The sequence below is a fragment of the Shewanella kaireitica genome, from assembly GCF_023284045.1.
In the GTDB taxonomy this organism is placed as follows: domain Bacteria; phylum Pseudomonadota; class Gammaproteobacteria; order Enterobacterales; family Shewanellaceae; genus Shewanella; species Shewanella kaireitica.
Window position 1 is genome coordinate 117,851 of record NZ_JAKIKQ010000010.1, and the last position, 13,662, is coordinate 131,512.

The 13,662-nt window shown below is 42.3% G+C and carries 10 protein-coding genes; 5 read left to right on the top strand and 5 right to left on the bottom strand.

What is annotated here, in order from left to right:
- The first annotated feature begins 58 nt into the window (after window positions 1–58).
- Window positions 59–1,228: an efflux RND transporter periplasmic adaptor subunit gene (locus L2730_RS13560; protein WP_248975078.1), complete on the top strand. Its 1,170-nt coding sequence runs from the start codon at window positions 59–61 to the stop codon at window positions 1,226–1,228.
- Complete coding sequence (locus L2730_RS13565; RefSeq protein WP_248975079.1) at window positions 1,228–4,389, top strand: efflux RND transporter permease subunit; 3,162 nt, start codon at window positions 1,228–1,230, stop codon at window positions 4,387–4,389. Before L2730_RS13560 ends, L2730_RS13565 begins: the two co-directional genes overlap by 1 nt.
- Before the next feature lie 114 nt (window positions 4,390–4,503).
- On the opposite strand, the gene L2730_RS13570 is transcribed toward L2730_RS13565, so the two are convergent.
- Entirely contained in the window at window positions 4,504–4,902 is a 399-nt protein-coding gene (locus tag L2730_RS13570) for a DUF1353 domain-containing protein (RefSeq protein WP_248975080.1), read from the bottom strand.
- 141 nt (window positions 4,903–5,043) lie between these two features.
- A complete protein-coding gene (locus L2730_RS13575; protein ID WP_248975081.1) occupies window positions 5,044–5,937 on the bottom strand; it encodes a DNA ligase in 894 nt (297 codons plus the stop codon).
- A 284-nt stretch (window positions 5,938–6,221) separates the two neighbouring features.
- Here L2730_RS13575 and L2730_RS13580 point away from each other — a divergent pair, with 284 nt between their 5' ends.
- Together L2730_RS13580 and L2730_RS13585 are read left to right on the top strand one after the other, a co-directional pair.
- Window positions 6,222–6,593, top strand: coding sequence for a diacylglycerol kinase (locus tag L2730_RS13580; RefSeq protein WP_220737566.1), 372 nt, complete (start codon window positions 6,222–6,224; stop codon window positions 6,591–6,593).
- 387 nt (window positions 6,594–6,980) lie between these two features.
- On the top strand, window positions 6,981–7,853 hold the full coding sequence (locus L2730_RS13585; protein ID WP_428848457.1) for a hypothetical protein: 873 nt from the start codon (window positions 6,981–6,983) through the stop codon (window positions 7,851–7,853).
- Between the two features lie 77 nt (window positions 7,854–7,930).
- Here L2730_RS13585 and L2730_RS13590 read toward each other — a convergent pair whose 3' ends face one another.
- The gene (locus tag L2730_RS13590; RefSeq protein ID WP_248975082.1) at window positions 7,931–9,529 is read right to left on the bottom strand and encodes a M28 family metallopeptidase; all 1,599 of its coding nucleotides are present in this window, start codon (window positions 9,527–9,529) and stop codon (window positions 7,931–7,933) included.
- A gap of 192 nt (window positions 9,530–9,721) precedes the next feature.
- On the opposite strand from L2730_RS13590, the gene L2730_RS13595 reads away from it, so the two are divergent.
- Complete coding sequence (locus L2730_RS13595) at window positions 9,722–10,744, top strand: GGDEF domain-containing protein (protein ID WP_248975083.1); 1,023 nt, start codon at window positions 9,722–9,724, stop codon at window positions 10,742–10,744.
- Window positions 10,745–10,794: 50 nt separating this feature from the next.
- Here L2730_RS13595 and L2730_RS13600 read toward each other — a convergent pair whose 3' ends face one another.
- Both L2730_RS13600 and L2730_RS13605 read right to left on the bottom strand, forming a co-directional pair.
- Window positions 10,795–11,505: a class GN sortase gene (locus L2730_RS13600; RefSeq protein WP_248975084.1), complete on the bottom strand. Its 711-nt coding sequence runs from the start codon at window positions 11,503–11,505 to the stop codon at window positions 10,795–10,797.
- Window positions 11,502–13,634 (bottom strand): marine proteobacterial sortase target protein, encoded by a 2,133-nt coding sequence (locus L2730_RS13605; RefSeq protein WP_248975085.1) that lies wholly within the window; start codon window positions 13,632–13,634, stop codon window positions 11,502–11,504. The genes L2730_RS13600 and L2730_RS13605 overlap by 4 nt, the downstream gene beginning before the upstream one ends.
- Between the last annotated feature and the right edge of the window lie 28 nt (window positions 13,635–13,662).

Sequence of the window (13,662 nt, forward strand, 5' to 3'; positions counted from 1 at the left end):
GAGATATATCAAGCTCATTACGTCTGTGCAAATAAGTGCGCTTAACTTAGGTAACATAATGACAGCCAAAAACAATAGCAAAAACCATCAACAACTCGCTTCCCAAATGACAGTTAAAAAGTACCTCCCTCTTTTGGTGGTGACCAGTGGCATAATTGTCGCCTATGTTTTGCAAATGACCTCTCCTTCAGCTGCAGTGAAGCCAGATAGCGACCCCATCATGAACGTCAATGTCATTGATATAAAACAGCAGAAATATACTCCCAGCTACACTGCTTACGGGACGGTTACAGCTAAAAACACCCTCACTTTAACCGCTCAAGTTGAAGGCCTACTCACTCACCTTTCCCACAATATCATTACAGGTGGCGTTATTAATATTGGTGAGAGTGTATTTCAACAAGAAAAATCAGACTTATCCGCAAAGCTTGCTCAACGACAAGCAGAAGTGGCGATTGCCAGTGCGCAACTATCTCTAGAGTTAGGACAACAACGCATCGCTGAGAAAGACTATAAAATGATGCAAAAGGACTTTGATGAAAATGAATGGCAACTGGACTTAGAACTTCTGCTTAGAAAACCACAGCTCGCCCAAGCTAAAGCCCAACTCAGTATTGCAAAAAATGCACTAACGATTGCAGAGCGGGATCTAAAGCGCAGTCAATGGCACAGCGATAAGCGTTACTTTGTTCAATCTAAGAGTGTCTCTTCTGGTGACTACCTAGCCAAAGGTGATGAAATTGCGAAGTTAGTCGATATCAGTGAGCTGAGAGTACCAATTTATTTACCTCGCGAGTTAGCAGCAAAAGTCAGTATTGGTCAAACTATCTCACTCTACCAACCTGACACTCAACGCACAGTAAATGCCAATATCAGTCATATTTTCCCAATGCTGGATAATCAGGTTCAACTGCAAAAAGTGTTTGCACAATATCAGCCTCCAACAAACGATTTAAACCCACTAATTATTGGCGACTTTGTCGAGGCAAAGCTATTCTTTGCCCCTATTGCCAACACATTAACCGTGCCGTTATCAGCCATTGATAATAATCATATTTGGTTAGTCACCTCAAAAAGTACACTCAAGCGTGAGCCTGTAAACATTGTTTACCAAGACGAACACAGTGCCGTGATCGTCAACACTCTCATCGACAGTGAACAGATCATCAGTAATAAGCTCCACGCCCCACAAGCAAACATGAGCGTTAATATTGTGGAGGTACTCTAATGAGTCACCCTTCTCTCACCGAACAAGCCTTGGGTTCAAAAATGTCGTATTCACTTATCAATCGACTCATCTACTGGATGATTGATAATCCCGTCGCAGTTAATTTGCTTACAGTGGCAATACTCATATTAGGGATTTACAGCTTTGGCGATATAAGACAAGAAACATCGCCTTCATTTAAAGTTGATGAAATAGAAATTACAGCCAGCTTTCCAGGAGCGACACCACGAGAAATCGAACAAGGTATCGTGCTGCCCATCGAGCACAGCCTCAGAGAAAACGTCCAGATTGATCGACTCTCTGCGAGCGCCATGGAGGGAGGAGCAAGAGTGGTACTCACACTGAACGATGGCGTCGATGCTAACAGTGTTATAGCTGATGTTAAAAATGATCTTGATGCCATCAACAGCTTTCCAGCCAGCATGGAGCCATTACAAATATCTTTAGTTGAAGAGCTCGATTCCTTAATTGAGTTTGGCATTTATGGCGACCTTACAGAGACTGAATTACGTAGGCAGGGAAGTACACTTAAAGATGCCTTGTTAGCGCAGTTCGATATAGCAAAAATCGCAATCGCTGGTGTCAGAGAACCAGAGATAATTATTGAGATCACCCAAGATAAGCTATACCAGTATCAACTAACGTTAGCCGACATCACCCAAAAAATTGCCACTGAAGTTAATGATATCTCCGCTGGTAATATCAGCACCGATGCCGGCGATGTACTCATTCGTACGCTGGGACGGAAAGATCAAGTTAGCCAATTTAAGCAGATAGCTATTAAAGCCCAAGCTGATGGAGCTGAGATAAAACTGGGGCAAATTGCCGATGTTAGCTTTAGCTATTCTCAGCAAGAAGCACCGTTCTTAATTAATGGTAAACAAGGCGTTATGCTGGTTATTTACCAAAGTAAGAATGCCAAGCCTATTGAGCTGAGTGGTGCAATACAAAATTTTGTCAGTCAGTATCAACAAACCCTTGCTGCAAATACGAAGATCACTGTACTCGATGACCAAGCGCATTCATTTCAAACTCGTATTGATCTGTTACTAGATAATGGCTTAATAGGGATGATTTTAGTCATCATTGCATTGTCGTTATTTTTAGATATGCGCTTGGCGTTTTGGGTCTGTATGGGGGTGCCGATAGCCATTATTGGATCTCTGGCGTTCATGCCGGCCTTAAATATTCCACTGAATATGGTTACGCTTTTTGCGTTCATTATCACTCTCGGGATTTTGGTTGATGATGCGGTGATTGTTGCAGAGAATATTTATCAAAAAGTTCAACAAGGCTGCGAAATCGATATTGCACTTAAGCAAGGTGCTTCAGAGATGAGCGTCCCGGTATGTTTCTCCGTTGTCACCAATATCATTGCCTTTGTGCCATTACTATTTGTCCCCGGAGAGCTTGGGGTAATGTACAAACCGATGACATTGCTAATCTTTGCAATTTTCATCGTCTCTCTCATTGAAGCCTTATTAATATTGCCTCATCACTTAAAGCAACTTAATAAACCGCAAAAGCACAACTATCTCAATAAAATACAACAAAAGAGTTTCACTGCATTCGAAACCCTAAGGGATATTCATTTCAGTAAAGTATTGGGTTACGCGTTACGTCAGCCGTTAACCATTTTGGCTGTTTTTATCTCAATCACTTTAGTGACCTTTAGTTGGGTTAATTCTGGTCGAGTTGATGCAGATTTTGTCCCAAAGGTTGAATCACAGCGTATTGATGCCGAAGTTGAGTTTCCAGCAGGTTCTGCTCTTACTGACAAGAAAAATACCATGGCGCTTATACAAGCAGCTGGAGTACGTGCTTTTGCACGCTTAAATGCCCCAGATAGCTATAAACATATCATGGTCGGCATTAGAGCAAACTCCGCATCAACGACTTTTCAGATTGTTGAAGATAGCAAACGTAACTATACCGCAAGAGAGTTAGTGGATATTTGGCGCAGCGAGATTGGGGAGTTGGCTGGTGTAAAATCACTGTTCTTTGATTTTGAAGTGGGCCCTGGCGGTGGAAAAGAGCTTTCAATAGAATTGGGCGCAAGCGACAGCGAATTATTAAAAAAAGCAAGCTTTGAGCTCATGTCACAACTGAGAAATATAGAGGGCGTTACCGATATTGATAGTGGACTTATTGATGCTCAACGCGAATATACTTTGAACATCAACGCCCGTGGCAGCATGTTAGGCTTTGATAGCGAAAGTTTAGGCGCGTTAGTTCGCAATAGCTTTTATGGTGATGAAGTTAAAAGACAAATCCTAAACAACGAGGAGCTAAAAATACGCGTTATGCGCCACCGTGACGAGCAGTTCAAAGCCAATCAACTCGGGGAACTACTCATCACATCTCCAACTGGCGAACAGGTTTTACTCAAACAAATCGCCACAATAACGCCAATTTTATCAGCAACTCAAATTGACCGAGTCGATGGTATTGTACAAGTCGAAGTTAGTGGCAGTTTTATTCGTAGTATTGCCAATGTTGCGTTAATAACAGCGCAACTTTCGGACTCCATTATTCCTAACTTAATGGAAAAATATCCAACCGTCGAGATTGAATTGGGTGGCAGTGCCCGGACAGAGCGCAAAGTCAATAACCAACTGATGACAGGAATACTGCTAGCTTTGTTTATTGTATTCTCTTTTCTGGCTATCTACTTCAAAAACGTGATTGATGCCGTTTTAATCCTTAGCGTGATCCCGCTGTGCTTAGCCGCTGCGATGCTTGGACACATTATTCTTGGGCAAACTTTTAGTGTGATGAGTCTGTTCGGGATGATAGCTTTGTCAGGCTTAGTACTGAATGGCTCATTTGTGCTCTTACTCGAAATAAAGCAGCACATACGCCAAGGTCTTGATATTGAAACTGCAATAATCAAAAGCAGTTTAAGCCGCTTTAGACCTGTCGTTATTACCGCAATGACCACAACTCTTGGTTTAGCGCCTATGTTATTTGAAACATCGACCCAAGCACTATATTTGATCCCAATGGTGATCAGCTTAAGCTTCGGTACCTTCTTTTCAATGGCGACCATTTTAATTTTTGCACCCGCAGTCTTTTTACTGAGTGAACGTTGGCATAAAAGACAGACTCCTGAACCGTCAAAAGGGCAGCAGCAAGAGCTTAAAGGTAATTTAGCGCAATAAAAGTGGCTGTTAAAAGGTTTATAAATTGCCTATATAATATGAGATGAAGTACTTTTGGTTAACGTACTTGTACCTAAATTACTTCATCTCAGTGTTAATCAATCAACACAGCCACTAAGGCGCACTTAAAAGATTTGGCTTGGCTGAATTAGCGCCACCGAGCCTTACACCTTGGTAGACATACCAAGCTCTAAATGGCGACATGCCATCTTGTAAACAAACCTCTTTAAGAATTTCATCGGCGCGTTTTCTCGCTGATTGCGGCAAAACCTCCTCCCGCATAAGCTGATACAAAGCATCATGTATTAATGAGCCCTGCATAAAGTTTTTACTATCAATTGCTGGACTGCTCGGGCCATCCCAGGCATAACCAGGCTTTATAACCAAGCGCCCACCGGCGCTGAACTCAAGAAAGGAATTGGCAATGGGTGCCTTAACAGATAACCCAGTGTCGTAGACTAACTCTGAATGTAGATTGTATTTGTAACTCCTACGTTGCTTATATTTAATCAAAGCGACTCCTAAGTATTCTGCTTTGCCATTGATGATTTTTGTTGAAAAAGCCGATAAAACAGCTAAATAATAATGCAGCTAACATACTGAAATAAACCCAACATATACATAAATAAACAAAACAACAGCATGGTAAGCAAGCTAAATGGGATCTCTTACCCGCAGGAAACTTGCAAATCGAGGCGTGCCTTTTTGTGTTTCACCATAATACTTAAATGTAATAGTGCTACCCACTTTTGGCGGGTTACGCCGCTCTTCATCACTAAAGCCGCTGCCAATGCTAAATTGTTTGCCCTGCTTAGTTTCCACCAACAAAGCCCCCATCATACCGATGTATTTACCCTTACCCTCTTTATGAGCCAGTACCCTAGCTTCTGCGTCATAGAAGGGTTTTAACTTTACAATATCGCCGGTGCGACCAACCTGATAAAGAGCAGTTTTTCTATGTAACATCAAGCCTTCACCATTATTTTCAATGATATCAGTGAGTCGACGATCTAACGCTAATTTATCTTTAACTGAAAACTGCGGGATAACCTCAATATGAGTACTGATATCAGATAGCTCAGCCAGCGCCTTTTTATATCTTGTGGCAAAATGAGTTGTTTCCGCGGGCAAGTCAAACACCATAAATCTAACCTGCTGCCACTGTGTCTTAGTTGCATTAGTCTTTCGAACAATCGCTGATACCTGATCGAACTGATTACGACCTATCCATAACTCACCATCTACAGGATAATCGGGAAACCCTTTAGTAAACCAATCAGGCAGGTTAATCTTTCGCCCCGATCGAGTTCGCATGCTACTACCATCCCAATAGCCTCTTACGCCATCAAGCTTCTCACTCACTAAAAAGTCATCTAACTGAACTGTACTTTCAGCTTGAAATTCAGTAGCCAGTTGCAAGGGTGGCTTTAATATTTCACTCGCTTTTAATTCAAGGGGTATAGAAACAAAGCTAATGAACAATAGAAATTGCCAATTAAAAAACCGTAAGTGTTTCCTATTTGAACTTCGCTTTCTAACTTTTGTCATATATTGCTCCAAGATGGTGACGATAAATAGTAAAAGACTATTGTTCGTTTTGAAGCCTAGTTCTGAGATTGAAGTTCGCCATCAGTTAAATGACTGACTTATTGAAATTATACGCTTAGTCATTTTTAGTTAAGCCACTCAGTAGCCAAAGCGTGATATGTAATAAGATTGTTGTTTAACTTGCCTGTAATTGACTACATATTTAGTCATATTACGATTATACTAGGCCGCTATTTTGGGGAAGAACCGCAGTAAAACAATAATCAATCATAAGATGGGGATATATGAAACCTGCTAACAATCACGGTATTAAACGCGTCATTAGGGCAACTGGATTTTCGATGCAAGGGCTTAAACTTGCTTGGAAACATGAAGCAGCATTCCGACAAGAACTCATTCTTGCTGCAATTATGTTACCCATTGCCTTACTCGTGGACGTTACAACTGTTGAGCGTATTCTTTTAATTCTAGGGCTTTTTGTAGTCCTTATTGTTGAACTGCTAAACTCAGCGATAGAAGCTGTAGTAGATAGGATCAGTGATGAAATTCACCCTCTTAGCGGCCAAGCTAAGGACATTGCATCTGCAGCGGTATTTATGAGCCTATTCTTTTGCGGCTTAACTTGGTTACTTATTCTGTTACCTAAATTTATTTAACCTAAGTGTATTTAACCTAAGTAGCGCACAAACATCCTATTACCGCCTCATCTGAACTTGTCGCTCTGATCCATAGATGACGACAAGTTCCGATGCTCATATAAGCATATTCGCTACACTTCAAACATTTAGAATAATAACTCGCTTTGCTACCCTTTTGGAGCTAGCACAACTCTCTTATCTATACCGCTGGATCAACTACAAATCCCATCAAAAGCAGCGAAAAATACAGTTTGCATGCATTAGATCAAACAATTCAGACATTTTTTGAAACATATCATTCACATTTCCACATATACTGTTATGCTGTTTTCGATGTCCATAGACTGTTGACACGATTCAACAGCTACAAAATAAAAATTATAAGAGATTGCGGAGTTACTTTTAATGTTTAAAAGTTCCACATTTATCACTGCCACGTTATTGGCCCTGATGACTAGCTATAGCGCTTATGCCACGAATGATACTATTATTCGTGTAGGCGGTTTTTACGCTAATACAGATTCAAATATCGATGTAAACGATCCTCTTCTAGGCAATAACTTCTCGTTAGACTTTGAGCAAGACTTAAAGCTTGAAGACTCTCAGTTTTTGCCTTTCTTTGAATTTATTCACCGCTTTAACGATAGACATAATATTTATATCGATTGGAAACAGCTACATCGCAGTGCCCTTAATCAATCTGTTGAAAAGCCATTCCAGTTTACTTGGGACGACACGACATATGATGTCAAAGCAGGTGTTGCGCTTGATACTACCCTCAACATCGATATTGCTCGCATTGGTTACGGCTATGATATTTTTCAAGGTGATCATTATGAGGTCGGTCTGTCAGTAGGCCTGCATGCCATGTTTATCAAAACAGCATTCAAAGGCGATATTGGCATCTGTGAAGTCGAAATTGAAACACGCTGCCCTGACACCATTACCATTCCTAAAGTTGTTGATGAGAAGCTAACTGCACCGTTACCTGATATCGGAGTATATGGCAGTTATGAGCTTTATCCAGGCTTTATGTTTAGCGGCCATGCACAATACTTTTATATCAAACTAGATGATTTAAAAGGTGGTTTAGTTGATATTAGATTAGGCGTTCAGGCCGCAATTACTGAAAACTGGCATATGACAGCTGCATTTAATTACTATGAAGTTGATGTTGAATACACTACCAACATAAAAGATACTGATATAAAGCTGGCTGACTTTAATATGTACTACAGTTTTACAGGTCCAATGCTATCAGTCAGCTATCAGTTTTAGAGCGTTAAATTAAGGCGTTACTCCACATAAAAAAGACACCTAGCGGTGTCTTTTTTATTATCTCTCAGGCTAACTAATTAGCGTCCATCTTGTGCTCGACGGCTTTTAAAGTCTGACTCTTCGAGCCATTTAGGCCAATCTTCGTTATTTGCCAGCGTTGCCAGAATGTCTGAAATAAGGCTAATATCCTGTTTAACACCACCTAAACTCCAGCTTGGATCGTAATCATCAGCTTCCTTATGATATTTATGAGCAATATAATCTGGGTCTGTGTCACCTAAGCTCATAAACAGCAATCCCGGCACGCCTTCTTGCGCTAACGCGAAGTGATCAGAACGGAACATAAGACCATTTTGCGGTAATGGATCGCCTTTCACATAACGCTGCTGATGCTTAGCGGCATTGTTAAGGTAATACTCCATTTCCGATACGCCCTTTCCATAACGCAATATGTAATCAACACTATCGTTAACGTTCATACCGTCGATATTTAAAAAGGAAACAATCTGTTTAGTTGGTATCGGTGGTTGCTTAGCAAAATGCTGCGCGCCAATGAGGCCGGTTTCTTCAGCGGTAAATGAAGTAAACAGAATAGAACGTTTAAATGGCTTTTCTTTAGCATGCAGACTAAACGTACGCGCAAGTTCCAGCACACCAGCGACGCCGCTAGCATTATCAACTGCACCATTGTAAATGTGCTTTACGCCCTTCTCGTCAACTCGAGTACCAAGGTGATCCCAATGCGCGTGCATCACCACCATTTCATCAGCTCTGTCACTGCCAGGCAATAGTGCCATAACATTGTAAGACTCTGCGCGTTCAATGCTATTTTTAAGCTCTAGTGTTGCAGATACTTTCAGCGATACTGGCTTAAAGCTAGATTTAGCCGCCTTTAGCTTTTGCTTTTCATAATCAAGACCCGCTGCAGCAAAAATCTGTTTGGCGTTTTCATGCTGGATCCAGCCCATCACTCCCACTTGATCTTGGTTATTATTGTCATCAACTAAAGTAAATTTGCTGCCAGTATTCGAGTTTTGCACCACACCCCAGCCATAGGCTGCAGGCGCTGTTTCGTGCACGATAAAAACCGCCTTCGCGCCTTGTCTTGCCGCTTCTTCATATTTATAAGTCCAACGCCCATAATAGGTCATAGCGTTGCCTTTAAACACGGCAGGATCTTGAGTGGCAAACCCAGGGTCATTGACCAACACAATAACGGTCTTTCCCTTAACATCAATGCCTTGGTAATCATTCCAGTCATATTCTGGCGCATTAATACCGTAACCAACAAACACAACGTCACTATTTTCAAGCTTGACGCTATCACTAATTCTCTGGGTTCTAGCGGTAAATTCGCTACCGTTAATCAAGTTTAATTCGCCAATTTTAAGCGACATATTCTGATCCGCCGTCACCTTAGCTAATGGCACTGGCTGTAAGTATTTATCGCCAAAACCCGGCTCAAGTCCTATCTTCTTGAACTCTGCCTCTATGTATTTCAGGGTCAGGCCTTCACCAGCTGACAAAGGTGCACGTCCACCATATTCATCACTAGCGAGTGTTTTTACATGACTACGGTATTTATCAAGATCGATACTGATGTCACTTTTTTCTGAATGAGCAATTGCTGGGAAGGCTAATGCCGACACCACGCTTGCAAGTATGAGTTTATTCACTGCCAGTCCTTTATTGTTATTATTTCGTTCTTTATAGTATTAATTCGACAACTTTGTGGCTGATTTTCATTAAACAGATGTATTCACAAAGGCAAATCATAATAGAATGGCGTAGTGAAATGTACAATGATGCCACCACTCATTTGCATAAAAATTACAAAGTGGCTCCATAGATAAAACCAAGGCTAATAAATGTCGAATGAATTGCTCAGGGAAGCTGCTGCTAAATTAAAAAAAGCGGTACCTTTAATGCTCAAACACCAAATACCAACCACCCCTACCAATTACGCTTTATGGTATGCGTACGTTGGTCAAAGCAGCCCAGAGCTTAATCGACAGCTAGATGAAGTCGTGAACCAATACAGCACTTGCCCTCCGAGCCAGGGGGAACGACTCTATCAAACGTATTTGTCTGATCCCATCGAGCTAGACGTGATTGAACTACGACAGAATCTCGACGCTATGGTGACAGACCTATCCCAGTCAGTTAAAGATACCAACGTTGATGCTAACCAATTTCAAAGCAAAATAAACAACAATGTTGAGCGCTTAAACAAGATAGAAAATGAAGGGTTTTCCATTGATGAGGTATTGTCATTGGTAAAAAACCTCGTCAGTGATGCTGCCGATATAAAAAACAGTACGCTTCACTTTACCGAACAGCTAGCTCATGCGCAGTCAGAGATTAACCAGCTTAAGATTCAGCTTAAAAAATCTGAACATGACATGCATTTTGATGCTCTGACTGGCGCATTAAACCGCAGAGCATTTAATAAAGATATCAAAGGTTTAGTGGAACAAAACCCACAAGGCTTATGCCTAATCATCACCGATATTGATCACTTTAAACTGTTTAACGACACCTATGGCCACCAGCTGGGCGATCAAGTATTGAAAGCCGTTTCCAGAAGACTTGGCGAGAGCTGTCATGAGGGGAGCAAACTGTATCGTTTTGGCGGTGAAGAATTTGCACTTTTAGTCCCGAAAAGCCAACTGGGTAGAGCGAGACAACTGGCAGAATCTATGCGTCGAAGCCTCGAAAAACTAGTCTTAAAAGATAAACGTAAAGATCAACGGGTCGATAATGTCAGAGCATCTTTTGGCGTAGCTCAGTACCAAGATAAAGACAGTGATTCAACATTAATCGAGCGGGCGGATAAACAGCTCTATGAAGCTAAAAGACTGGGGCGTAACCGAGTAATGCCCATTACTTAACAAATAATTAAGTGAGCAGTAATGGTGTCTCTGCTGCTCAATTATTTCAGCTAAATCGCTTCAACTTTGTCTACCGGCACCGCAGTCACAATATAGCGTAATGCCCCACCAGAGACAGGGCTATTAAACGGGTAACAAGTCACCAAAGTCAATTGCTTTTCGCCAATATCCGCCATCACCGAAGTATCGGTTTCATGAACCACTTGAGTGTTAATCACTTTATAGAGGACCTCTAGCCCTTGGCTGTTTTGCAAGGTTAACAACTGGCCCACTTTTACTCCTTTTAACAGTGAGAAATGGGTGTCTCTGTGGCCGGCAATCACTGTATTTCCCTTGCCATTAACCGCAGTAGATGACAACACTTGCGCAGGACCAAACGCTAAATTGCGACCCGAAGCTCCAGCCAGCACGTATAAACTCGGGTTTTCAGCTGAGCTTTTCGCGCTATTCACTTTTCTATCAGCTGCATCGCTCGCTTCATGAGCTGCACTGATAAATTTCAGTTTAGCAACAGGGTGTGTATCTGCCCATGACCAAGGCTTGTGCTGCTGTTGATCATCTAAAGTTTTTTGCCATGCTTGTTGTATTAAAAACTGTGCAAAATACGCTTTAGCCTGCATATATCCTCCTTGAATCACAAAAGATAAACCAACAATGAACAGTAAACTCGTAAGTATGAGATGAAAACGTCGTTGACCATTCGGCCTCGCAGTCTTTCCATCAACACTATCAGTTGAGGTTTTTGAGTAAAGAGCGCTCATAGCGCGGCCTTTTTTGCTCTGCGGCCAACACCACTAAATGACCCCCAGTAAAGTAGCGACAATAGTATTAACATGCCGCCAAAAATCAGCATGGCATAGCTACTCGTCGCGGTTTGCGGTAAACGTTGCCAACCTTTAGGTGTATGCGGTAACACACGGCCATTAACCGATTTATCTCCAACAGGCCTAACTGGGGTTTTATCTATCGCGACCAAGCTGGTATATGCACTCATCACATGGTAATTGAGCGAAATAGCGGTGACCTGCTTCTCTATTCTGTCTCGATTTGCAGGCTCTTTTGATAGCTCAAGCGCGGCAATCTGTTTTCTGGCCCATATTAGATCCAAACCTTTAGCTTCGGCGCTATTTTCAACTGCGAGTGATTGCTGCCAAAACTGCCCAGCTAGTTGTCCACTGACCACTAGCTCTTTGTCACTAAAACTCGGCAGTTTCATCGCCACCATTATCGGCTCGTGGGCATATAGATCAGGAATACTTGCAGGCCAGTAATCTGGGACACTGCCATCGGCAAAGTGAATTTCAATATCTGTAACTGCCGGCTTCTCTAGCTTATCTAGCATCGCCACCATTTTACTTTTGACTTCAGATTGCTTACCGATATAGGTATAGGTACCGCGACCAAGCTCTGCCGCTCTTTGCATAAAATGCGCATTAGGCGCAGCGCCGATACCTATGGTAAATAGCCTGCTTTGTTGCAGCTGATTACGTATTTGAGTAAATAGCTGTGGCTCATTACCTATCGCACCATCGGTGATAAATAGCACCTGCCGTAACCGCTCACTATTCAGATCCTGCTGAGACAGCGCTTTATCGAGAGCTAATGACATTTCGGTGCCACCGTTTGCTTGCAAACGTTGCACATAAGCCTGGGCTCTGCCGATGTTTTTCGCACTGGCGTTCAATGGCGTGTCAGACAATGCATAAACGTTGGAATTAAACTGCAAAATATTAAAACTGTCCTGCGCTGACAGACCCGATAATGCGTAAATGATGGATGCTTTGGCCTGCTCAATTGCCTCGCCTGACATAGACCCAGAGGTATCTATCACCAAAATAAGCTCTCTTGGCGCTATCGCTGACAAACGCATTTTGTCTTGTGGTGGTAGCAACATCACTAATGAATATTGCGACTGTGCGGCAGTGGCTTTGTTCTCGTGATCACTAACGTGGGTTTTTCCTTGCTGGCTAAAAATGGCTGCCTTCGGCGCACTGCCAACAATCGGCCGCCAGTTAAGTACAAAGTCACTATTAGCCTTTGCAGCAGTTAACTGGATCTGCGCTTGAGAATCGGCATTACTACTAACTTCTATCTGATGGTAAGGACTGCTTATTTCGCCAATAGGCATACCGGCATCAAGCGTCACCTCAATGTCCACTAGATTTACACGCTTTGTTGCAGATCCTTGCTGATAACCCAAAGTGGAGAGCCCATAGCTATTAACCTCTGCAGCCATATATGAAAACGCTGACTTTTCTGCATTAGACTTGTATCGCGGAGCGGCTACCATTGGGAAGCGTAAGCTAAACTCCCCCTTGTCATAGTGCACTAGCTCTTGATAATTAAGCTCCACAATGAGGGTTTCACCGGGTGCCAAGTTGGCCACATCGGCACTAAATATATTGGGCCTTTTCTGTTGCAGTAAACTCGCTTTTTTACCCTGCTGCTTAGCTTCATTAAATAGCGCCTTGGCTTTTGCTTTCGGTTTAATCTCCCCCTCTATGACCCGTTCACCGATGAACATTCTTAGACCATCAACCGCCGCTTCATTCGGCAGTGGAAACAGATACTCGCCATTAACCCAAACAAGTTGTTCGTTACTGAATTCATGACGCAGTGAAACCCTATTAACCCAACCTGAAACTTGCATATTCACAGTGGTTTTCATTGGCAAAGATACGCTTGCCTTTCCGGCTGCATCATAAGTAATCAAACTGCCTTGCGCTATGGCATTAACCATTTCAACTCGGCTCTCAACACTTTCAGTTGCTGACATTGGCACTGCGGCGGTTGCACTGGTATACATCGGCAAGAACGCTGTACTCAACAGCAGCAAAGCTTTATAGCAATGCCTAATTAAACCTTTGGCTGGATCTTGTTGGCTCACCATCTTTATCTCCTTATAAACAACTTGCGGT

Bases quoted from the DNA above. Each gene is read 5' to 3' on its own strand.
- L2730_RS13565 (WP_248975079.1), top strand. From the start codon at position 1,228: ATGAGTCACCCTTCTCTCACCGAACAAGCCTTGGGTTCAAAAATGTCG.
- L2730_RS13575 (WP_248975081.1), bottom strand. From the start codon at position 5,937: ATGACAAAAGTTAGAAAGCGAAGTTCAAATAGGAAACACTTACGGTTT.
- L2730_RS13605 (WP_248975085.1), bottom strand. From the start codon at position 13,634: ATGGTGAGCCAACAAGATCCAGCCAAAGGTTTAATTAGGCATTGCTAT.
- L2730_RS13600 (WP_248975084.1), bottom strand. From the start codon at position 11,505: ATGAGCGCTCTTTACTCAAAAACCTCAACTGATAGTGTTGATGGAAAG.
- L2730_RS13560 (WP_248975078.1), top strand. From the start codon at position 59: ATGACAGCCAAAAACAATAGCAAAAACCATCAACAACTCGCTTCCCAA.
- L2730_RS13595 (WP_248975083.1), top strand. From the start codon at position 9,722: ATGTCGAATGAATTGCTCAGGGAAGCTGCTGCTAAATTAAAAAAAGCG.
- L2730_RS13585 (WP_428848457.1), top strand. From the start codon at position 6,981: ATGTTTAAAAGTTCCACATTTATCACTGCCACGTTATTGGCCCTGATG.
- L2730_RS13580 (WP_220737566.1), top strand. From the start codon at position 6,222: ATGAAACCTGCTAACAATCACGGTATTAAACGCGTCATTAGGGCAACT.